The organism is Sporosarcina sp. 179-K 3D1 HS (assembly GCF_047228905.1).
Taxonomy (GTDB): Bacteria; Bacillota; Bacilli; order Bacillales_A; family Planococcaceae; genus Sporosarcina.
The window spans coordinates 114,271-135,411 of sequence record NZ_JBFEGI010000007.1; the positions used below are offsets into that span (position 1 = coordinate 114,271).

A 21,141-nucleotide genomic window follows, 5' to 3' on the forward strand; every position below is an offset into this window, starting at 1 on the left:
TGAGTTACCATGTTAGTAGGGGAAAAACTAAGGGTGGAGAGAGGAGCTTATTATGGCTGAGATTGCATTTCCAAAAGACGCCATGCGTGTACTAAAAGAGACGAGCCGTACATTTTACATCCCGATCACTTTTTTACAAAAGGAATTAAAATATTCGGTTGCCTCTGCTTACTTGATATTCCGTGCAATTGATGAAATTGAAGATCATGCCGACTTGGACAATGTCGTTAAATATGAAATTTTGCAGCAAGTCAGCGAATTATTTGAACGACCTTTTAATAACGAAGAGTATTTCCGGATTCTGGAGCCGGTAAAATCAATCATGCCTGACGTGACCATTCGTTTGGAAGAGTGGCTGCAAGCTTGCCCAATGGATGTTCGGCCGATTGTCGCGGACGCTGCCCGTGAAATGGCATGGGGCATGGCCAAATGGTCAAAGGCCAACTGGAACATCCGTACACGTGAAGATTTGGATGACTATACATATTACGTCGCAGGACTTGTGGGCGTCATGCTTTCGGATCTTTGGGCGCACTATGCCGATGAAAAAACCGACCGTGACCTTGCCATTGGTTATGGGCGCGGGCTTCAAGCCGTCAATATTTTGCGTAATGAGGAAGAGGATTTGGGGGAACGTGGGGTCAGTTTTGTGCCCGATGGCTGGACGCGCGCGGAACTATTTGAATACGCGGAAGAAAACTTGGCAAAAGCGGATGAATATATGAAGTCCCTTCATAAGAAAAGCATTTTGTTATTCTGCCGTCTCCCCCTTGCCTTGGCTCATAAAACGTTAAACGCCATGAAAGAAGGGCGAGAAAAAATGACACGCGCAGAAGTAGAGCAAACGGTAGAAGAAATACAAAGTGAGTAACAGAAAGATCATTCCATTTGAACATAAGGCAGGTGTCTACTGTTGACGGATTCAATTCAGCAGCGAAAATCCGAGCATATCACAATTTCATTGAATGAAAACGTGATGGGAGAGAACATTTCCACGGGCTTTGAATCGCTCGCTTTTATTCACAATGCGCTTCCGGAAATTGATTTTGCCGACATTTCCATAGAAACCTCCTTTTTGGGTCATGCGTGTAGAACCCCCTTCCTCATTAGCTCCATGACCGGAGGAACGGCCTTTGCGGAGACGATTAACCGGAATTTGGCGGAAGCTGCGGAAGAGCGGGGTTGGGTGATGGCGCTCGGATCGACGAGGGCGCTTCTTGACAAAGATGCGCATCATGCCTCGTTCGAAGTGAGGAAATACGCGCCGAATGTCCCGATCATCACTAATTTGGGCGCGGTTCAGCTCAACTATGAATTCGGTAATGACGAATGCCGGAAGATTATCGAGATGACGGATGCCGATATGCTCGTCCTTCATTTAAACAGTATCCAGGAAGTTATCCAGCCGAATGGCAACACGAATTTCGCCGGCCTGCTTGGGAAAATTGAGCAACTATGCGCTGTGTTGGACGTTCCGGTCGGAATTAAAGAAGTTGGTTGGGGAATTGACGGAGAGACGGCGCGGAAGCTGTGCGATGCAGGCGTGGCCTTCATCGACGTGGCGGGAGCAGGCGGGACGTCGTGGAGCCAAGTGGAGAAATTCCGCTCCGCAGATCCAGTCAAGGTGGAGGCGGCCGAAGCGTTCAGCGAATGGGGCATCCCAACGGTGGAAAGTATCCGGTCAGTTCGCGAATCTATAGATGAACAGCCGATCATTGCGAGCGGCGGATTGCGGACGGGCCTCGACGCCGCCAAAGCGATTGCACTCGGCGCCGACATGGCGGGATTTGGGCGAGCTCTATTGAAAGAAGCGACTGAAAGCGCGGAAGACGTCCTCCGGGTCTTGGAAACGCGTGAACTGGAACTCAAGATGGCGATGTTCGGCATCGGCGTATCGTCGATTGAAGCATTAAAACAGACTCCGCGACTTGTCGTACGAAACTAAAAGCGGCCTTTTCCCGGGATGGATAGTCGGGGAAGGGCCGCTTTTAAGTCGTACCTTCTTTCTCCAATTGGCATATAATGATGCGACCAATCCAGAAAGGAATGAGGACGATCTATTTTGTTCCCTATTGGTGTCCGTGCCATTGCCATCTGAATGTACCGATTCACCCCTATAGCGGTCCACTGCCGGTTCAGGGGAATAATCCACGCCATGAAGTGCTACGGGATTATGGAAAACAACCCTTTGTTTTGAATATTAATGAGGCTGCCAAGCAAAATAATACATTTCGAACCGCCATATGGACGGGAGATCATTTGCAAGTGACGTTAATGAGCATCGGAGTTGGTGAAGACATCGGTCTGGAAACACACCCTTCGGTAGACCAGTTTTTGCGCATTGAAGAGGGGCAAGGACTCGTCCGAATGGGAGATACGAGAGATAACTTGAATTTTGAAGCGCGTGTCCATGACGATTCTGCCATCATGGTGCCGGCCGGGAAATGGCATAATCTGATCAATACTGGGAATATCCCGCTTCGGCTTTATACCATCTATGCACCACCTGAACATCCATTTGGCACCGTCCATAGAACGAGAGCGGACGCTATGGCGGCGGAATGAACGGTAGGGGGCTCCATAAATTAACGTCCGCGGTAAATTTAGATATCGTGGGCGTATTTATGGCAGCCCTAAACCGTTTTAGATTGAATCTGGATGAAATACAAAGGAATAGACGAAACCGGATCGGCTCGCTATGATAGGACTATGACTGAATGTTGGGAGGCTTTTACGAAATGAAAGAGATTACAGCTGCAGAAGTGCAAGAGCGTTTGGAAAACGGCGAACAACTCCATTTGATTGATGTACGGGAAGCGGATGAAGTCGCTGCGGGGAAAATCCCGGGAGCGGTACATATCCCATTGGGAGACATTCCGTTGAAAATGCGGGAGTTGGATGAGTCTACGCCGTATATCCTCGTTTGCCGTTCAGGCGGTCGTAGTGGACGGGCGCAGGAAATCATGGCGGATGAAGGCTATGACGTGACGAATATGGTCGGCGGCATGTTGGATTGGAAAGGCGAAACAGAATAATTGGTGAACGTACGGGACCTTTATTTGCGAGGTCCTGTTTTTTGTTCATTTGTAAGGGGTATATTTTTGAAATTAAGTTCTTTACAACGTTATCCTTGAACTTTGCAACGTTTGATACGATCCTCACAACGTTTTCTATGGACCTCGAAACGTTTTAAGCACTTCACCAGGGCATATCCCACCCGCCTCCCGCGTATAGTGATGGAAAAAGGGCGGTGTCGGAATGAAGCGATGGCTTGTCATTTGTATACTTTTTGGAAGTTCTTTAGGACTGGTGTTATACGGTGTGAAGGCCTCAGATCGGGGTTTTTTCATGCCTGCCGAACTCGGTGGCGTGAAAATCGTCATTGATCCGGGTCATGGGGGATTGGATGGCGGGGCATCTTCTGGTGAGGTAGTGGAGCGAGATATTACGTTGAAAATTGCACATGAATTAAAGAAGCAGCTGGAGAAGAAAGGGTCCACCGTTGTCATGACCCGCTTGAAGGAAGGGGATGCACTGGCGGAGCATGCGCCGGGCGAGGAGTTCGGTACGGTGCGGGAACGCAAATTGGCGGACTTGAAATTGCGCGAGCAAATTGCGCTCGACGAAGAACCGGATATGTTCATTAGTGTCCACGTCAATGCTATTCCGGAATCGAAATGGCGAGGCTCCCAGGTGTTTTATCATCCCGAGGGTCATCCGGATGGTGAGCTATTGGCTAAATCCATTCAGTCATCCTTCCAGGAAAACCTAAAGAATACGGATCGGGAAGCGTTGGCAATTAAAGGTGTGTATTTATTAAAGAAAGTCCCAACACCGGCTGTGCTAGTAGAAACGGGATTTATCTCGAATGATGAGGAACGTTCGCTTCTTACTGATTCGACGTATCAAAAAAAGGTCGCGACAGCCATCATGGATGGAATCATCAATTTTCACCAGTCGGCTGAAAAATAAAGCCTTCTCGTCGTGACACCCCGCGGGCTGTGGTATACTTGGAAGGTGAATAATTAACCTCCAAGGGGTGTCCGAATTGATCAATGAACAGCAAGTCAGGGAATTGCTAGGTCCTCTGATGGATCCGTTTTTACATAAAACGCTTGCGGAGACAAATGGGATCGTGGAAGTTTCGATTAAAGAAGAAAAGCAACACGTCAGTGTCAAGCTGGCGATTGCTAAAATCAATACAGCTGAGCAGATGGCCCTTCAGATGAAAGTCGTGGAAACGTTGAAAGAAGCAGGCGCCGATTCTGTCGGCATCCGTTTCGAAGAGCTGTCGAAAGAAGTGCTCGAGCAATTCCGGGGCACAGCAACCGCCGCGGAAGCGCAGGATATCCTGTCGCCTTTGAGTAACGTAGAGTTCATCTCGATTGCGTCCGGTAAGGGCGGCGTCGGGAAGTCGACGGTTTCAGTCAACCTTGCCGTTTCCCTAGCGCGTCTTGGAAAGAAAGTCGGATTGATCGACGCCGATATTTATGGATTCAGTGTTCCGGATATGATGGGAGTCACGGAATTGCCCAAGATCGAGGGAGACCGGATCATTCCGGTGGAGCGTCTTGGCGTGAAAGTGATTTCCATGGGCTTCTTCGTGGAAGACAATGCGCCGGTCGTCTGGCGTGGACCGATGCTAGGAAAAGCATTGGATCAGTTTTTCCGTGATGTGGAGTGGGGAGACCTAGATTACCTCATCCTTGATTTGCCGCCAGGCACAGGGGACGTAGCGTTGGATATCCACCAGATGATTCCGATGTCCAAGGAAATTGTCGTCACCACTCCTCACCCAACGGCTGCTTTTGTCGCGGCGCGTGCCGGGGCGATGGCTCTTCAAACCGATCATGGGTTGCTCGGAGTCATTGAAAACATGGCTTGGTTCGAATCCAAAAAGACCGGGGAGCGGGAGTATGTCTTCGGCCAAGGGGGCGGTGTTCGACTTGCGGAAGAATTGCGCACGGAACTGCTCGGCCAAATTCCACTCGGACAACCTGACTGGAACGAAGAGGACTTCGCTCCATCCGTTTATGCGGAAGACCACCCGATCGGGACAATTTACATGGACATTGCTCAAAAAGTGATAACGAAAACGGATAAATGAAAAAGAGGCGGGGTGGGTCATTGACCTCCTCCGCCACCACCTTCTCCTCCTCCACCTTCTTCTTGACCGCCACCGCCGCCTCCTTGGCCGCCGCCTTCACCGCCACCGCCTTGGCCTCCGCCTTTCGCTTCGCCCGCTTTCATGATAAGCTCCTGCCATTTCGCCTGCATCAGAGGGCTGCTGATCGTTTCTTGTACGATTTTTTCCATTTCCTTTTTCATATTGCCAGACTGCATGACGGTTTCCAACTGCTTCTGCATATCCGGTTGTCCAAAAAACTCTTCCATTTCCTTGAGGAAAGAGGAGTCGTTCATCAATTCTTTCATCACGTCTTGTTGTTGATCCTTCATACTTTTTGCGATTGTCTCCATAAATTTTGGGTCTTCGAATTTCTTCTTCCAAAACTCCTCGCCTTTTTTGGAGAGCAACGTATCTTCAATGGATTTCTTCACTTCGGGCTGCTCCAAAATGAGCAATTCACGGAATTCCGGATCTGCCAGCATTTGACGGATCGCTTTTTTTCCATCTTCCGTCTGGAGAGCATCCGTCGTCATCTTTTTCAACTCGTCGTATGTCGGCCCGGATTGCTGCATGCTGCATCCGGTCAAGAGAAGCGCCGCTAATAGAAAATGAAAGCCCTTGTTTTTCATGGAATTGAACTTCCCTTCCATCACCATTTTCATTTATTGTTCACAAAATGACGGAGAATATGCATCGATTATGAAAGGAAATAGATTTTTGAGGAAAACGTTGTTACACTAAAGACAGTATGTACAAACGGAGGAACCAGGTCGTGACAATACGAAATTGGGTAAAATTCTTTTTTAATGCCTTATTCATAGGAGGAGCCATCACGGCGATCGTCGGATTGATCGTCCGGTGGGAGTTCTTTTCTACATATTTAGAAAACGGTGAGATTTGGCAGTTTGTCGGTGCGTTTCTCTGGATGATTTTTCTTGGATTCACGATGAGTGTCGTGGCACAGATGGGCTTTTTTGCCTATTTGAGCGTTCACCAATTCGGTGTCAATATTTTCAAGTCATTGACGCTATGGAATTGGGTACAGCTATTGATCATCACCGTCGTGTTATTCGATCTCGTCTTTTTCAGATTCCGGTTGACGTCCGGTGAACCGGGGCGCACGTTGCTATATCTCGGGTTGCTTGTCTCCCTTGTCGGAGTCGCGGCCATCACGGCTTATTTCAAAGCGAAATGGACGAAAAAGCATACGCTCATTTCAGCATTGTTTTTCATGATTGTCATCACGACATTGGAATGGCTGCCGGCTTTGATGGTGCGTTCGGGCAATATCGATACATGGGTGACGATCTTATTATTCCCGCTTCTTGCGGTCAATGCCTACCAAATTCTCGCGCTGCCGAAATACAATCGTCAGTCAGATGAAGATAAAGAACGTTTGGACGAACGAAAACGGCTGCGGAAAGCGGCCAAGACGGCAAAAGCGAAATAAGAAAAAACAGCACAGGCGTGATCCTGTGCTGTTTTTCGTTTTTAGGAAAGAGCGTCCGAGCTACTGCAATGACTACAAGCAAACTGGGGTGGAATGCAAGCAACACTGCCGCGATTGCAATGAACTGCGAGTTAAGTACAAGCAAACCAGGGAGTGCAAGCAAACTCAGATGGAACGCAAGCAACACTGCCGAAAGTGCAATGAACTGCTGGTAAAGTGCAAGCAAGCCCATGAAGAATGCAATCAATCGCAGCCTTCACTCCGGGATCTTCTTCGTTTTCACGGTTGTGCTGAAAAGGACGTCCTCCAGGGGACGGAAGGTTCGACCTTTAGACAATGAGTCGAGAGCGCTTAATTTAACCCGTTCGTGTCGATGGTGGGGAACCGCAATGATTTCGCCTTCTTGAGGAGGAGGCACTTTTCCGCCGCTCCAAATAAAAGTGGAGCCGAGCGCGTTTACTTCTGCCTCCCATAGTTGTTTTTTCAGGGAAGCGGGAAACCGTTCATCCATTGTGCGGAACCAAAGTGGTTTCGCTCCAAATTTCGTTTCAAACCGTTTCAGCTGATCGGCGAGCAAGGCGGGTTCTTCTTCATAGGCGGTTCCGCTGTTGCCGAGCAGGCCGACTGGAATGTTTTTTTCGTTGATCTGCCGAACGGTTTCAGGAAAACGGTCAGCCCAATCCATATCAACTAGGAGAAGTGGGTAGGGCGCTTGCAATTCCCGTATCCAGTTCTCCACCTCGACATCGCCGAACGATATATTGACGGTCAAAGTGGATCCGCTTGTCCCACGCACGATGGCGGCGGGTTGATCTGTGACGCGAAACACCGAGGTCAGCGTTCCTGATTCAAGGGATGGGGGAAGGAATAGGAAAAGTGTACAGAATACCATGCCGAAAAAAGCGATTTTATAGCGCATCCGATACCCCCTGTTTGCAAAGTTACTCCATCTTATGAAAAACGTTTGACGGATATGTCAGGTGCGTGGTAGACTGAAAAAGTCGTCAGGAATAAGATGAACATTTTCCAGAAAGAATGTAGTTGAAAAAGTAAAATTTACTGGTATAATGGAATTTGTCGTCAACCGAATACATATTACGATTCCGCAGTAGCTCAGTGGTAGAGCAATCGGCTGTTAACCGATCGGTCGTAGGTTCGAATCCTACCTGCGGAGCCATTTATATGCTTCCATAGCTCAGCAGGTAGAGTGCTTCCATGGTAAGGAAGAGGTCGCCGGTTCGAGCCCGGCTGGAAGCTTATTTTAATACATAATAGATTGCGATTTCCGATTTTATGGGAATCGCGTTTTTTTATTTTTTGAAATAAGTGTTGAACAAGGTGAGGAGATAATAGATAGTAAATATAAGGATATTGTAAGGTGTTACAACATGAGTGGGAATCCCTATGCGGATCTTTCAGAAGGAAAAATAATGAGGAAAAGGTGAGGGTAGAATGGTCTTGTTTCGGAAAAAACGGGATTTTACAATCCCCCCAACCGGCTTGGATACGGTTGAAACGGTTACCTTAGGCGGGGTAGAGCAATCGATTTTAATTCAGGCAACGGATCCAACCCATCCGGTATTGCTGTTTGTCCATGGCGGTCCTTGTATGCCGGTGCCGGGCGTTGCGTCGCGCGGTCAAGATTACGCCGTAGCGATTACGACCAAAGAATTAGTTCAACATTTCGTTGTCGTCTTTTGGGATCAGCGCGCGGCGGGGAAATCCTTTCATCCCTCGATCCCTCAGGAATCAATTCGGATGGAGCAATTTTTCAAGGATTGTGATGAATTGATCGATGTGCTGCGAAGTCGGTTTGATCAAAAGAAAGTGTTTTTGGCGGCCCATTCTTGGGGAACGGTGATCGGATTGACAGTAGCAACGCGCTCCCCTGAAAAACTGCATGCCTATATGGGAGTTTCGCAAATTTTGAATTGGACGGAAAATGATCAATTCTGTTACGACTGGCTTCATGCAAGAGCGATTCAATCAAATGACCGAAGAACCCTTAATGCACTTGAAAAGATTGGGCAACCTCCATACACGCATAACCTCCAAAACTGGCTTTCGTTCCGAAAATTGTTGGTTGCGAACAATTCGATGATTTACAAATCAAAGACCGTTAAACATCCGGGAATGCTTGGAGGAATGAAGATCTTCTTACGATCGCCCGATTATTCCTGGAAGGATATTTATCATGCTTTTAAAAGTGCATACGATTTAACCTATACGAAAGAAATTATTGAAGACTTTGCGAAGATTAATTTGACAGCGATTGAAAAAGTCGACGTTCCGGTATTTTTCTTTCATGGCAAACGGGATATCCATCTTGACTGGAAACCAGTTGAAGCATTTGTCGAAAAGTTGGATGCGCCGTATGGAAAAGAACTCATCTTGTATCCAAATTCCTCTCATATGTTTCATCCAGAGGAGGCAAGGCAAATTGAAGGCTCTGTGATTGGCATTGCCAAGGGAATACTGGCAAGGGAACTGTCTGAACATCAAGCTGTCTTCGAGTAATCGGCAAGGGAAGATTGGCGTCTTTGCGAATGAATAGCATAGGCGCCAAGAAGTCTGAATAATAGGATTATAAAGACTTGTAGAAAGCGCTTGCGCATTGCGGGCAAATTTGCTAATATAACATTTGTGCCGTTCAAGTAGATGGTTCGACAACATAACTAGACAAGTTATTACAAATGAATCAGAGAAGCGTAACGGACAAACGATGTTCAAGATGGCCCCTTGGTCAAGCGGTTAAGACACCGCCCTTTCACGGCGGTAACACGGGTTCGAATCCCGTAGGGGTCACCATTTTATTTTTAGAAACACACATAGTTTCCAGAAAATGATTTATACTATTGGTGGGGTAGCGAAGTGGCTAAACGCGGCGGACTGTAAATCCGCTCCCTCCGGGTTCGGCGGTTCGAATCCGTCCCCCACCACCATTATATTTGTTACTATAAAAGAGACACGCAGCTGATTGCCATTTTTAATGTTGGGGTATAGCCAAGCGGTAAGGCAACGGACTTTGACTCCGTCATTCGTTGGTTCGAATCCAGCTACCCCAGCCATTTTCTGTATTTGTTTTACCAAACCATGTTTATGTATATTTCGACAAAACCCTTAATTAATTTTAAATTAAGGGTTTTTTTCTATTTAGATAAGATTAGATTAGAAGAATTTTATTAGGTTTTACGGTACAATGGAAGGAATCCATGATACAAAAGTAGTGACTGTGGGAATATTCCATGTGATGAGGAGATACCATGCGGGAAGAAACTAACAAAACTATTCAAGATGTGATACGTTTTGACGGGACGCTTAGCGATCAAAAAGTATTTGAAGATATTACCTACGCCCTTGATCAGTCTGCGATCGTTGCTATTACGGACAGGACAGGGAAAATCTTGTACGTCAATGAGCAATTTACGAGAATATCGCAATATTCGATAGAAGAACTGATCGGTTCGAGTCATAGCATTGTCAATTCGGGCTATCATCCAGCGCGGTTTTTCAAAGATATGTGGGCTACGATTGGGAAAGGCAAGACATGGCGGGGAGAAATCCGGAACAAGAGAAAAGACGGCACCTATTATTGGGTAGACACTACAATTGTTCCGTTTTTGAATGAAATGGGCAAGCCGTATCAATATATTTCCATCCGTAATGATATTACGCAGCGCATCGAATCTGAAAAGATGATCCGGAATCTGGCGTACAATGACCAGCTGACCGAACTTCCGAACCGGATTTCTTTTCGAAAGGAAGTCCATCATGCGGTGGAAATGGCGGAGAAAAAGAAGAAGGAATTGGCGTATGTGCGACTCAATATCGATCGACTCCGCTATATCAATGATTCCCTAGGATTTGAGGCTGGGGATTATGTCCTTTCCGTCATTGGCAGAAGACTACGCACATTTTTTCAACATAAACAGATCCTTGGTAGATTATCTGGAGATGAATTTGCCTTCCTATTGAGCGGGCTGCAGGGTCGGGAAGAAGTCGAGCGAGTGATCTGTGAAGTGCAAACGTATTTGGAAGAACCGATTGAAGTGATGGGGCAATCCTATGTACCTTCTTTCAGTTTTGGGATTGTCCTCTACCCCGAACATGCGACAAAGGCATCGGAACTTGCGATGAAAGCGGAGAAGGCTTTGTCGATCAAGAAAGAGCATGGGGGCGGAGGGTATGAATTTTACCAGCATGGAACCGCCACCAAATCGTTGGAACGCATTTTATTAGAGAATGAACTTCGGAAAAGCGTGAAGTTGGGACAGTTCCATATTGATTACCAACCGAAAATCCATCTGCAAACGAATGAATTAATAGGGGTGGAAGCGCTCGTCCGTTGGAATCATCCGGATCTAGGTAGAATTCCGCCTGATAAATTCATCCCGGTGGCGGAAGAAACGAAAATCATCCTGCCCCTTGGCGAGTGGGTGTTGCGTGAGGGATGCAAGCAGGCAAACGATTGGTTGCAGAAAGGATTCTCGCCATTCCGGTTGGCAATCAATATGTCTCCGGTCCAAGTGGAAGATCCGGGAACCGTGGCAGTCATCCAGAAGATTCTTGAGGAGACCGGGACGCCTGCGGAACTGATCGAAATCGAGGTGACGGAGAGCACATTTGCTGACCGGGAAGGATTGCGTGGACAAATACAAGCGATTCGGGATTTGGGGATCACGGTTTCAATCGATGACTTCGGAACGGGTTATAGCACATTCAGTTATATTAAAGAGCTGCCTGCGGACACATTGAAGATCGATATGTCTTTCATTCGGGATATTCATGAGAATGAAGAGAGCCGGGCCATTGTCAAAGCAATCATTGCGTTGGCGGATACAGTCGGCTTGCGAGTCATTGCGGAGGGAGTCGAATACGAGGAGCAAGCCGAAATCTTGAGATCCTTCGGGTGCTTGGAAGCCCAAGGGTATTTATTCAGCAAGCCGATTCCTCCTGAGGTATGTGAGCAGTTCATGAGACGGGTGGGCGATGTATAAATATTCGGAAAGATGTCGAGTTGAGCCATCCTTGCCGGAAGCCTTACAATAGTTTCAAGGTCAAGGGAGGTTTGGCAAATGAACAACTTGCACATTTCGCTGATTGGGGTTCCGTTAGATTATGGGCAAAGCCGTCGCGGTGTAGATATGGGACCGAGTGCAATTCGCTATGCAGGGGCGGTGGCCCGTTTGGAAGCGATTGGCCATCGGGTGAATGACGAAGGCAATATTTACGTAGGAGCTGCTGCCAGCACGGAACCGAGCGACAATAAGTTGAAAAATTTCGAGGAAGTGGTTCAAGCGACCACGGCACTTGCGAAAAAAGTGGAAGAAGTGTTGGAGGCCGATCGTTTTCCGCTTGTTTTGGGGGGCGACCATAGCATTGCGATCGGAACACTTGCTGGACTGGCGACGAAATATAGAAATCTAGGTGTCATTTGGTATGATGCTCACGCGGATATGAATACGGCGGAAACGTCCCCTTCCGGCAATATTCATGGTATGCCGTTAGCAGTCAGTATGGGAATTGGCCACGAGCAACTTGTTAATATCGGGCATGCAGGACAAAAAGTGAAGCCTGAAAATATCGTCATTATCGGAGCCCGTTCGGTGGATCCCGGGGAGCGGAAGTTGATTAAGGAAAAAGGGGTCAAAGTGTATACGATGCACGAAATTGACCGGGACGGAATGACGACGGTTATGACAGATGCGATTGCATATCTGCGGTCCCGGGATGTGGATGGCGTTCACCTTTCGCTGGATCTCGACGGGCTTGACCCGCTGTATACGCCGGGCGTTGGCACGCCGGTTCCAGGCGGTATCAGCTATCGCGAAAGCCATCTGGCCATGGAAATGTTGGAGGATGCGGACATCATAACCTCGGCTGAATTTGTCGAGGTCAATCCGATCCTGGATGATAAAAACAGGACGGCCGATGTAGCGGTGGGTCTGATGGGCTCTTTATTTGGAGAAAAATTATTATAAAAGCGGTTTTGGATTGTAGATCAACCTGGTAACAAGGGTGATGTACAATCTTTTTTAAGTTTTGGAATATCTTACAACTTAAGGGGAAAAACCGAGCTATCTTTGATAAAATATAAAATAGTGATAAAAAATGAAACCTGTCGATACCTTCAACCGTATAGGTAGGGACAGCCGCATAGAGCGGGGGATGAAATGACAATGGATGACCTGGTCAATAAACGTATAAATGAAGTCTTAAAAGGCAACCAGGATGCCTTTGAGGAAATTGTAACTTTGTTTCAGCACCGGCTGTATCAAGTGTGTTATCGGATGCTGGGGAATGCACAGGAAGCGGAAGACATTGCGCAGGAAGCGTTTGTGCGTGCGTATATTAACATCCATACGTTTGATCAAAAACGGAAATTTTCGACGTGGATCTTTCGTATCGCGACCAATTTGTGCATCGATCGAATCCGGAAGAAGAAGCCTGATTACTACCTGGACGCCGAAGTGCCTGGAACCGAAGGCTTAAACCTGTACTCGCAAGTGGCAGCGGCCGATGAATTGCCGGAAGATCAAGTGGAAAAGATGGAGTTGCAGGAGCGCATCCAATATGAAATCGGCAGACTTCCAGACAAATACCGTTCTGTGATAACGCTTCGTTACATCGAGGAACTACCGTTGCAGGAAATTGGAGACATCTTGGAATTGCCGCTCGGGACCGTAAAGACCCGTGTCCATCGAGGGCGGGAAGCACTTCGAAAACAGATGGGTACTATGTAGGAGGGAATTAGTATGAATACGTGTCCTGATTATGTTGTTGAATATATGCACGCGTATTTAGACGGAGATATCAGCCGTGAAGAAGAGCGGCTGCTACGAGAGCATTTGGATGCTTGTGCCGAGTGCAAAGAGATCATGAATGGATTAAGCGAATCCATCGCCTTTCTAGGGAGTGCTACCCAAATACAAGCTCCGGAAAGATTTGTGGAAGGGGTCATGGCCCGGCTCCCGAAAGAGAAATCCCAAGCCGGTTTCAATCGTTGGCTGCGTAGACACCCGCTATTTGCGGCGGCTGCGATGTTTTTTGTCCTTATGAGCGCTACATTATTCTCAAGCTATGGCAATGATCAGCACTTTTCCGTATCGAAACAGCCGAACTTGATCGTCGAAGGGGAAACCGTCATTGTGCCGGAAGGGGAAGTCATCGAAGGCGACATTGTCGTGAAAAACGGCAACCTGCGCATCGAAGGACAAGTCGATGGAAACGTCACTGTAATCCGCGGCACGAAGTATATGGCTTCCACTGCCGTCGTTACGGGAAATAGCGAAGAAATCGACGAAGTCTTTGATTGGCTGTGGTATAAAATGAAAAAAGCGGTGAATGATATCATTCCTTCTTCGGATGGAGATCGTTCGACCGATGATTGATAGAAAATGACCGGATCGCCTTGGCGATGCCGGTTTTTTGGTTGGGGAGTCGGGGAAGGAGAGTTATGATCGCTTGCGCGGAAGTATGGGCGGTTCTCCGGAGTTATGATCGCTTGCGTGGAAATATGATCGGTTCTCCGAAGTTATGATCGCTTGCGCGGAAATATGGGCGGTCCTTCTGAGTTATGATCGCTTGCGCGGAAGTATGATCGGTTCTCCGAAGTTATGATCGGTTGCGTGGAGATATGAACGTTGCTCCGAAGTTATGATCGGTTGCGTGGAGATATGATCGTTGCTCCGGAGTTATGATCGCTTGGGTGGAAATATGTTCAGCTCTCTAAAAATATGAGCCGGGTCGCCTCAAAATCAGGGCGCCCTGGCTTTTGTAAATAATACACGCGCTTTTGTCATTATGCTATACTGGACGCATAGGAAATTGTGTAGGAAAGTAGGCGAAGCACATGCCCAATTGGCAAAATTTTATTGATTTAAGTCCGGTCGCAGCACTAATTAATATAGTGGATGTGCTTCTAGTCTGGTTTGTCTTTTATAAACTGATTACGATTATTCGAGGGACCAAAGCGGTCCAGCTGTTAAAAGGAATTATCGTCCTGATTATTGCCCGTCTGCTGACGGATGTGTTCGGACTGGATACGTTGCGTTGGATGATGGACCAAGTATTACCGTATGGGTTCCTGGCGATCATCATTATTTTCCAGCCGGAGCTCCGGCGGGCGCTCGAGCAACTCGGGCGGGGCCGACTATTTGCGCGGACGATGACGCAGGAAATGGAAGAACGGGATCGGCTCATCGATGCGTTCATGAAATCGGTCAGCTATATGGCCAAACGGCGGATCGGGGCATTGATTTCCATTGAAAAGGAAACGGGTTTGAGCGAATATATCGAAACCGGAACTCCGATGAATTCCGATATTACGACCGAATTGCTCATCAATATTTTCATCCCGAATACTCCCCTCCATGACGGAGCAGTCATCGTTACAAAAAATCGGATTGCTGCTGCGGGATGTTATCTTCCGCTTTCCGAGAGCCCATTCATCTCCAAAGAATTGGGGACACGGCACCGGGCGGCACTGGGTATCAGTGAAGTGACGGATGCGGTGACGATCATCGTGTCGGAAGAGACTGGGGCTGTCAGCATTACAGCGGACGGAGATATAAACCGGAATCTGGATATGGAGGAATTTGAAACCCAATTGCGTCGACTCTGGTTCGGTTCGGAATCCGAGCAATCGGAAACGCCTATCTGGAAATGGAGGAAGAAAAAGAATGGATAAACTTATGGATAGCCCTTGGTTTCTCCGTTTCACGGCATTGTTCCTTGCCATTGTGCTGTTTTTCTTCGTCAAAGCCGGGGATGAGACGACGGCAGGCAAATCGAATGGCGAAGCTATCATCCGTGACGTTCCGGTCGAGGTGATTTATGATACTGAAAACTCAGTGGTGACCGGGGTTCCAGAAACTGTCAACATGACCATTGAAGGACCTTCCAACTTTGTCCAGACGACGAAGTTGATGAAAGACTTCACCTTACGCCTGGATTTGGCCAACTTGCCAATGGGCCGGCATACCGTGGAAATCACAACTGAGAATATATCTGATAAATTAAAGGTCCGGCTCGATCCAGCTACGGTCACGGTAGATATTGAAGAAAAAATTACGCAATCATTCCGCGTCGATGCGGAGTTGAATGATCGGTTACTGGCGGAAGATTATCATATTGTCGATATGAAAACCGATCCGTCGGTCATTGAAGTGACCGGTGCCAAAAGTGTCGTCGAATCGATCAGTTTTGTAAAAGCCACTGCCACTGCGGATCAGGGCATTTCCAAGTCATTTGAACAGCAAGCCCGCGTCCGTGTGTTAGATAAAGATTTGAATAAGCTGAATGTCTCCATTGTTCCGGAAGAAGTGACAGTCAAGGTCGAGGTGGCCCAGTATCAAAAAGAGGTGCCGATCGTCCTCCGTGCTGTCGGGACACCGGAAGAAGGGGTCCAGATTCAAGGACTCTCGACAAAAGCGGAAACGATCACTTTGTACGGTTCGCGGAGAGCGTTGGAACAAATCGATGAATATACTGTCGATGTGGATGTTTCCAAGGTGAATGGACAAGGACAACTTGATGTCAATTTGAAAAAGCTCAAAGGGATCTCCAAGATGTCCTTGGATAAATTGAAAGTGACGATTAACGCCTCTTCTGCGGAGCGGACTACGGATGAGGAAGAAGCGTCGGCCGAGGAGCAGACAGAGACGCCTTCCCCAGCCCCGGAACCTGTCGTCACGAAGGAATTCAATAATATTGCGGTAGAGGTCAAAGGGCTTGATTCCAAATTTAAAAGTTCATACCAAAGACCGCCAAATGGTTCGGTATCTTTGAGTGTGACAGGGGAAAAAAGCGTCATCGACAAGATGGCGTCCTCTGATTTCAATGTCTACGTCGATGCCTCCGGAGCAGAAGAGGAAGGGGAGTTGACACTTCCCATTTCAGTCGATGGCCCTGAACAGGTGCAATGGAAACTATCTGAAGAAAAAGTGACGATGAAAATCGAACTGGCTTGATATATGTTTTGAAAGGGAGTTAAGAGATGACAAAGTATTTTGGCACGGATGGTGTCCGTGGAGTTGCAAATAAGGAATTGACCCCGGAGCTCGCGTATAAATTAGGGCGCATGGGCGGCTATGTGCTGACAAAAGACGTCCAGGAAAAAGCGACAGTACTCGTTGGCAAAGATACGCGGATTTCTGGCCAACTGCTGGAAAGTGCCTTGGTTGCCGGGCTCTTATCAACCGGAGTGGAAGTGATGACACTTGGTGTAATCAGTACGCCGGGAGTCGCCTATTTGACTCGCGCCATGAATGCGCAAGCGGGTGTCATGATTTCTGCTTCGCATAACTCTTACGAGGATAATGGCATCAAGTTTTTCGGCTCGGACGGCTTTAAATTGACAGACGAGCAAGAAGAGGAAATCGAGCGTCTGTTGAATGAACCACAGGACACGTTGCCCCGCCCGGTCGGAGCAAATGTTGGCACCATCACGGAATATTTTGAAGGCGGCCATAAATACATCCAATATTTGAAGCAGACTGTAGATGAAGAGTTCACGGGTATTCATATCGCCTTGGATTGTGCGAATGGAGCCACCTCCACGCTGGCAACTCATGTGTTTGCAGACTTGGATGCCGATTTGACGACGATGGGAACCTCTCCGAACGGGGTGAACATTAACGCAGGAGTCGGCTCCACGCATCCAGAAGAACTTTGCAAACTGGTGGTTGAGAAAGGCGCCGATATCGGACTGGCTTTCGACGGCGATGGAGATCGGTTAATCGCGGTGGATGAACATGGCGAGGTTGTGGATGGAGATCAGATCATGTACATTATCGGAAGCCACCTTCATGCTGAAGGACGCCTTAAATCGGGCACGGTCGTATCGACTATCATGAGCAATATGGGCTTCTATAAAGCGTTGGCCGACAAAGGAATGACAAGCGTTCAAACAGCAGTGGGCGACCGCTATGTTGTGGAGGAAATGAAAAAAGGAAATTACAATCTCGGCGGCGAACAGTCGGGACATATCGTCTTCCTTGATTTTAATACGACCGGCGATGGTCTCCTCACCGGCCTTCAGTTGGTCAATATCATGAAACGCACGGGACGGAAACTTTCTGATCTTGCCGCGGAAATGAGAGTGTTTCCACAAAAGCTTGTCAATGTGCGGGTCACGGATAAAAACGCCGTATTGGAAAATGACAAAGTCGCCGCGGCGATTGCGGATGTGGAAAAAGACATGGCCGGCAACGGGCGTGTGCTCGTCCGTCCATCCGGAACCGAACCAGTTGTCCGGGTAATGGTGGAGGCACCGACGGAAGAAGCTTGCACGGAGTACGTAGAGCGGATTGCTAATGTAGTCCGCCAAGAAATGGGAACAGAATAATACTTTAGGATTGGATTTGATATCCAATCCTTTTTTTTATATGCCTTTATTCTTAATTTGTATAATTTGGCAAGTTGGATTATAATCTAAGGATGTCTATGTATCTATTTTTGGGGAGTAGAATCATGCTGGAGGTTTTTCAAGATGGGTAAGAATTATCAAGATCTGCTGCGCGAACGGATTCAGAGTATATTTGCGGAGTGGGAAGAAAAAGCGATGATTACCGAGAAAGAATTATACAACTTTTTACATACCTTAAAAGGGACGTCAGGTACAATCGGATTGGATTCCCTATCCGCTTTTTGTTCCGCGCAGCTTGATATTTTATCTGCCCACAATGAAAGCACAATTCCTGTCCATACGCTGAATAATTTCAAAAACCGGATTTGGCGTGTCATGGAAGGGGACCGGGAGTTGAACGACTTCCAGGTTCCGGTCATGTACATGAATACCCTGGATGAGGAGACGGCTGTCCTCATCATTGACGATGATTTGGAATTTGTTTCGTTTGTCAAAGAGCTGCTCGAAAAGATGGGGGCGCAAGTGATTATTGCGTTGAACGGGAAGCGCGGAATCGAGCAATTTTATTCCGTTCGGCCGCATTATGTGTTGATCGACTTGTATTTGCCGGATATGTCGGGCTTTGAGGTGCTCGAGCATATCTCCGAAACAGCGCAAGCGCGCCAGGTCATCACGGCGATTACGAGCGTTGATGCTTCACAGGCCAATCGGGTGTCAGCATATGAAAACGGAGCGATGGATTTCCTCAAAAAGCCGTTGGATATGGAAATCTTCATACCGTATTTGTTGAATCGGGAAAAGATGCGAAAAACGATCGGCCGCTCGGTTATCACGGATGGGTTGACAGGTATGGGGAACCGGCGCCACTTCGATGAAATGATTTCTTACTTCGCGGAATTATCGGAGCGGTCGGATGTCGGTTTTTCGCTGGTCATGTTGGACCTCGATCACTTTAAAAAAGTGAACGATCAATATGGCCATCCAGCGGGGGATGAAGTACTGAAGAGGCTGGGAATGGTCGCCTTGGAGGAGAAGCGGGAGACTGATCACGTCTTCCGGTATGGTGGGGAAGAGTTCTCTTTTATTTTCCATGGGGCTTCCGCAGAAAAAGCGGTTGTTTTTATTGAACGATTGCGGGAGCGGTTTAATGCCATCGTATTTGAAGAAGGGGAGCACCGTTTTTCAGTCACGTTTTCTGCTGGGGTGGCGACATATGAGGGTAGCATAGAACAAGTGATTTCCGAAGCGGACCAGGCCCTTTATGAAGCGAAACGTGGGGGTCGGAATCGGACGGTGACGTACAACGCCACGATGCTGGCCAATCGGAAACTGCATATTATGATCATTGACGATGATACGTTGATCCGTACGATGCTGGCCGAAAAGCTAGCGGGCTTGACATTGCCTGGGGTAGAAGTTGACGTTCATGCGTATCCCGACGGACCATCGTTCTTGGAATCGGATTGGTACCGGCCGGAGGAATATTATATCGTGCTACTGGATGGGATCATGCCGGAAATGGATGGCCTGGAAGTGCTCAGCCGCCTGAAGCGGGATACGGATCAGAAAAACGTCCTCGTCTCCATGATGACCGCCCGCACCGGCGAATCGGATATTAAGGCTGCATTATGGCTGGGGGCCGATGACTATATCATGAAACCGTTCCAGCCGAAAGATATCGTCACACGCGTGCAAAAACTGTCAACACGGATTTTATAACAGAAAAGGGAATGCAGGAGAGGAGCCGGACGGGTCGATGGAAACAAAAAAAATACTGGTCGTGGACGATGAGGAAATACTGCGGATGCTCATCACGGACACCCTTGAATTCGAAGGGTATGCCGTCGAGGAAGCGGAGGATGGCAAAGAGGGTTATGAACGCATCGTCCAGGACCCTTTTGACTTGATCATCCTAGACTATATGATGCCTTATATGACGGGAATGGAAGTGCTGGAAAAGATCCAGCCGCTGCAACTCGGCGTCCCGATCATCATGCTGACGGCAAAGGCCCAGCAACATGATCGCGACATGGCCCATCAATTCGGTGCCAAATACTTCATGCCAAAACCTTTCAGTCCTTCTGAACTGGTTGCTTTGGTGAATGACATCTTGAATGGATAAGAAGGAAAAGCCTCGGAGGTGCGGCTTCCAAGGCTTTTTCTTATGGCGTTGCGCGGTTGTGTTCGTCTTGTCGCTTCAGAAACGTGCCCGACTCTGGAAGAGCAAGAGAATGTAATGATACAGCTCGGTGCTCTCCTATTATGTTTTATCTTTTCAATACTGGGATCCAAATTTCGCTTTTCACTGATGGCGAAGTTAAGTCTTTACTTTTAATCGACAAGATTTCAGGCCCCTCTGTTACTTGATAGCTGGAAGAGGGAAACCATTCAGAATAAATCCTTCCCCACGTTTCCTGTAGTGTACTGGGAAAAGGCCCTATTGAATCGAATACAGCCCATGTTAAGGCAGGAACTTCAAGTGTTGAAAAGTTATCAGGGCATTCTTCTGTGGTGGCAACTCCTATATACTGATCAAGCTCTCCTTTTTCTTCCATGCGTCCTTCAGAAAAGTTTGTAGAGGCTTGAATCATCCCTTTCGGTTCAATATTAGAGAGTTTTTTTAATTGATCTATTTTATCCATAGTCAAAGATTGCCACATAGCTGTAATTTCCGGATTTTCTCCTTCAAAAACAATGGGGACTCTTTTCATAATGCCAACTATGTTAAATGCCTCTTTTTGTTCAATTCGATAATTCATTTCATTACCTCCTCTAATTGATAATTGGAAGGTCATTAGTGGATAGGCTTTTAATTGCTGTCCGTTGTTTCTTGCCTCTGACGGTGTGATACCATGTATATTTTGAAAAGCTCTAGTAAAAGAGTCCGGTGAATGGTATCCATATTTAATCGCCACATCAATTATTTTTATGCCACTATTCGTAAGCTCGAAAGCTGCTAAGCTAAGTCTTCTACGGCGGATGTATTCAGATAACGGTATTCCGGCAAGGAAAGAAAACATTCTTTTAAAATGATATTCGGAACAATGAGCTAACCTGGCCACCATCTTGAAATCTATTTCGTTAGTAAGGTTTTCCTCGATATACTTCATGGCATCATTCATATTTTTAAGCAAATCCATTATATGACCTCCTTCCTCAATAGAATAGCAGGAGTTGAATTTGTATGTCCGACAA

At 47.4% G+C, this 21,141-nt stretch carries 20 protein-coding genes and 5 tRNA genes; 22 read left to right on the forward strand and 3 right to left on the reverse strand.

Annotated elements, in window-relative coordinates:
* Positions 1-52: 52 nt before the first annotated feature.
* The 6 genes from AB1K83_RS11030 (at position 53) to AB1K83_RS11055 (ending at position 5,107) form a co-directional block, all read left to right on the forward strand.
* A complete protein-coding gene (locus AB1K83_RS11030) occupies positions 53-871 on the forward strand; it encodes a squalene/phytoene synthase family protein (protein ID WP_413058243.1) in 819 nt (272 codons plus the stop codon).
* Positions 872-913: 42 nt separating this feature from the next.
* Positions 914-1,945: a type 2 isopentenyl-diphosphate Delta-isomerase gene (gene fni / locus AB1K83_RS11035; protein WP_413058244.1), complete on the forward strand. Its 1,032-nt coding sequence runs from the start codon at positions 914-916 to the stop codon at positions 1,943-1,945.
* A gap of 110 nt (positions 1,946-2,055) precedes the next feature.
* The gene (locus AB1K83_RS11040) at positions 2,056-2,565 is read left to right on the forward strand and encodes a cupin domain-containing protein (protein WP_413058320.1); all 510 of its coding nucleotides are present in this window, start codon (positions 2,056-2,058) and stop codon (positions 2,563-2,565) included.
* A 173-nt stretch (positions 2,566-2,738) separates the two neighbouring features.
* Positions 2,739-3,035: a rhodanese-like domain-containing protein gene (locus tag AB1K83_RS11045; protein WP_413058245.1), complete on the forward strand. Its 297-nt coding sequence runs from the start codon at positions 2,739-2,741 to the stop codon at positions 3,033-3,035.
* A gap of 223 nt (positions 3,036-3,258) precedes the next feature.
* Complete coding sequence (locus tag AB1K83_RS11050) at positions 3,259-3,972, forward strand: N-acetylmuramoyl-L-alanine amidase (protein ID WP_413058246.1); 714 nt, start codon at positions 3,259-3,261, stop codon at positions 3,970-3,972.
* Positions 3,973-4,048: 76 nt separating this feature from the next.
* Positions 4,049-5,107: an Mrp/NBP35 family ATP-binding protein gene (locus AB1K83_RS11055; RefSeq protein ID WP_413058247.1), complete on the forward strand. Its 1,059-nt coding sequence runs from the start codon at positions 4,049-4,051 to the stop codon at positions 5,105-5,107.
* A 17-nt stretch (positions 5,108-5,124) separates the two neighbouring features.
* Here AB1K83_RS11055 and gerD read toward each other — a convergent pair whose 3' ends face one another.
* Positions 5,125-5,757 (reverse strand): spore germination lipoprotein GerD, encoded by a 633-nt coding sequence (gene gerD, locus AB1K83_RS11060; protein WP_413058248.1) that lies wholly within the window; start codon positions 5,755-5,757, stop codon positions 5,125-5,127.
* Between the two features lie 143 nt (positions 5,758-5,900).
* On the opposite strand from gerD, the gene AB1K83_RS11065 reads away from it, so the two are divergent.
* Positions 5,901-6,578 carry a KinB-signaling pathway activation protein gene (locus AB1K83_RS11065; RefSeq protein ID WP_413058249.1) on the forward strand — a complete coding sequence of 226 codons (678 nt, stop codon included), beginning with the start codon at positions 5,901-5,903 and terminating at the stop codon, positions 6,576-6,578.
* 256 nt (positions 6,579-6,834) lie between these two features.
* On the opposite strand, the gene AB1K83_RS11070 is transcribed toward AB1K83_RS11065, so the two are convergent.
* Positions 6,835-7,497, reverse strand: coding sequence for a hypothetical protein (locus AB1K83_RS11070; protein WP_413058250.1), 663 nt, complete (start codon positions 7,495-7,497; stop codon positions 6,835-6,837).
* A gap of 183 nt (positions 7,498-7,680) precedes the next feature.
* On the opposite strand from AB1K83_RS11070, the gene AB1K83_RS11075 reads away from it, so the two are divergent.
* From AB1K83_RS11075 to AB1K83_RS11145, 15 genes are all read left to right on the forward strand, one after another.
* Positions 7,681-7,755, forward strand: a tRNA-Asn gene (locus AB1K83_RS11075).
* 7 nt (positions 7,756-7,762) lie between these two features.
* Positions 7,763-7,835: transfer RNA gene (locus tag AB1K83_RS11080), tRNA-Thr, on the forward strand.
* A gap of 195 nt (positions 7,836-8,030) precedes the next feature.
* Positions 8,031-9,095, forward strand: coding sequence for an alpha/beta fold hydrolase (locus AB1K83_RS11085; RefSeq protein ID WP_413058251.1), 1,065 nt, complete (start codon positions 8,031-8,033; stop codon positions 9,093-9,095).
* A gap of 216 nt (positions 9,096-9,311) precedes the next feature.
* A tRNA-Glu gene (locus AB1K83_RS11090) sits at positions 9,312-9,386 on the forward strand.
* 49 nt (positions 9,387-9,435) lie between these two features.
* Positions 9,436-9,520: transfer RNA gene (locus AB1K83_RS11095), tRNA-Tyr, on the forward strand.
* Between the two features lie 51 nt (positions 9,521-9,571).
* Positions 9,572-9,646: transfer RNA gene (locus AB1K83_RS11100), tRNA-Gln, on the forward strand.
* A gap of 195 nt (positions 9,647-9,841) precedes the next feature.
* On the forward strand, positions 9,842-11,575 hold the full coding sequence (locus AB1K83_RS11105; RefSeq protein ID WP_413058252.1) for a putative bifunctional diguanylate cyclase/phosphodiesterase: 1,734 nt from the start codon (positions 9,842-9,844) through the stop codon (positions 11,573-11,575).
* Between the two features lie 78 nt (positions 11,576-11,653).
* Positions 11,654-12,559 (forward strand): arginase, encoded by a 906-nt coding sequence (rocF, locus tag AB1K83_RS11110; RefSeq protein ID WP_413058253.1) that lies wholly within the window; start codon positions 11,654-11,656, stop codon positions 12,557-12,559.
* 198 nt (positions 12,560-12,757) lie between these two features.
* Positions 12,758-13,321, forward strand: a complete 564-nt coding sequence (sigW, locus tag AB1K83_RS11115; protein ID WP_413058321.1) for an RNA polymerase sigma factor SigW — start codon at positions 12,758-12,760, stop codon at positions 13,319-13,321.
* Between the two features lie 12 nt (positions 13,322-13,333).
* Positions 13,334-13,969: an anti-sigma factor family protein gene (locus tag AB1K83_RS11120; protein ID WP_413058254.1), complete on the forward strand. Its 636-nt coding sequence runs from the start codon at positions 13,334-13,336 to the stop codon at positions 13,967-13,969.
* Between the two features lie 461 nt (positions 13,970-14,430).
* Positions 14,431-15,267, forward strand: coding sequence for a diadenylate cyclase CdaA (gene cdaA / locus AB1K83_RS11125; protein ID WP_413058255.1), 837 nt, complete (start codon positions 14,431-14,433; stop codon positions 15,265-15,267).
* Positions 15,260-16,549: a YbbR-like domain-containing protein gene (locus tag AB1K83_RS11130; RefSeq protein ID WP_413058256.1), complete on the forward strand. Its 1,290-nt coding sequence runs from the start codon at positions 15,260-15,262 to the stop codon at positions 16,547-16,549. The genes cdaA and AB1K83_RS11130 overlap by 8 nt, the downstream gene beginning before the upstream one ends.
* A 26-nt stretch (positions 16,550-16,575) precedes the next feature.
* A complete protein-coding gene (gene glmM / locus AB1K83_RS11135) occupies positions 16,576-17,925 on the forward strand; it encodes a phosphoglucosamine mutase (protein WP_413058257.1) in 1,350 nt (449 codons plus the stop codon).
* Positions 17,926-18,069: 144 nt separating this feature from the next.
* On the forward strand, positions 18,070-19,665 hold the full coding sequence (locus tag AB1K83_RS11140; protein ID WP_413058258.1) for a diguanylate cyclase: 1,596 nt from the start codon (positions 18,070-18,072) through the stop codon (positions 19,663-19,665).
* A 37-nt stretch (positions 19,666-19,702) separates the two neighbouring features.
* On the forward strand, positions 19,703-20,068 hold the full coding sequence (locus AB1K83_RS11145) for a response regulator transcription factor (protein ID WP_413058259.1): 366 nt from the start codon (positions 19,703-19,705) through the stop codon (positions 20,066-20,068).
* A gap of 145 nt (positions 20,069-20,213) precedes the next feature.
* On the opposite strand, the gene AB1K83_RS11150 is transcribed toward AB1K83_RS11145, so the two are convergent.
* On the reverse strand, positions 20,214-21,086 hold the full coding sequence (locus AB1K83_RS11150) for an AraC family transcriptional regulator (protein WP_413058260.1): 873 nt from the start codon (positions 21,084-21,086) through the stop codon (positions 20,214-20,216).
* Between the last annotated feature and the right edge of the window lie 55 nt (positions 21,087-21,141).

Coding starts and splice junctions, on each gene's coding strand:
- rocF (WP_413058253.1), top strand. CDS start 11,654: ATGAACAACTTGCACATTTCGCTGATTGGGGTTCCGTTAGATTATGGG.
- cdaA (WP_413058255.1), top strand. CDS start 14,431: ATGCCCAATTGGCAAAATTTTATTGATTTAAGTCCGGTCGCAGCACTA.
- glmM (WP_413058257.1), top strand. CDS start 16,576: ATGACAAAGTATTTTGGCACGGATGGTGTCCGTGGAGTTGCAAATAAG.
- sigW (WP_413058321.1), top strand. CDS start 12,758: ATGGATGACCTGGTCAATAAACGTATAAATGAAGTCTTAAAAGGCAAC.
- AB1K83_RS11130 (WP_413058256.1), top strand. CDS start 15,260: ATGGATAAACTTATGGATAGCCCTTGGTTTCTCCGTTTCACGGCATTG.
- AB1K83_RS11105 (WP_413058252.1), top strand. CDS start 9,842: ATGCGGGAAGAAACTAACAAAACTATTCAAGATGTGATACGTTTTGAC.
- AB1K83_RS11120 (WP_413058254.1), top strand. CDS start 13,334: ATGAATACGTGTCCTGATTATGTTGTTGAATATATGCACGCGTATTTA.
- AB1K83_RS11045 (WP_413058245.1), top strand. CDS start 2,739: ATGAAAGAGATTACAGCTGCAGAAGTGCAAGAGCGTTTGGAAAACGGC.
- AB1K83_RS11070 (WP_413058250.1), bottom strand. CDS start 7,497: ATGCGCTATAAAATCGCTTTTTTCGGCATGGTATTCTGTACACTTTTC.
- AB1K83_RS11050 (WP_413058246.1), top strand. CDS start 3,259: ATGAAGCGATGGCTTGTCATTTGTATACTTTTTGGAAGTTCTTTAGGA.
- gerD (WP_413058248.1), bottom strand. CDS start 5,757: ATGAAAAACAAGGGCTTTCATTTTCTATTAGCGGCGCTTCTCTTGACC.
- AB1K83_RS11030 (WP_413058243.1), top strand. CDS start 53: ATGGCTGAGATTGCATTTCCAAAAGACGCCATGCGTGTACTAAAAGAG.
- AB1K83_RS11140 (WP_413058258.1), top strand. CDS start 18,070: ATGGGTAAGAATTATCAAGATCTGCTGCGCGAACGGATTCAGAGTATA.
- AB1K83_RS11150 (WP_413058260.1), bottom strand. CDS start 21,086: ATGGATTTGCTTAAAAATATGAATGATGCCATGAAGTATATCGAGGAA.
- AB1K83_RS11145 (WP_413058259.1), top strand. CDS start 19,703: ATGGAAACAAAAAAAATACTGGTCGTGGACGATGAGGAAATACTGCGG.
- AB1K83_RS11085 (WP_413058251.1), top strand. CDS start 8,031: ATGGTCTTGTTTCGGAAAAAACGGGATTTTACAATCCCCCCAACCGGC.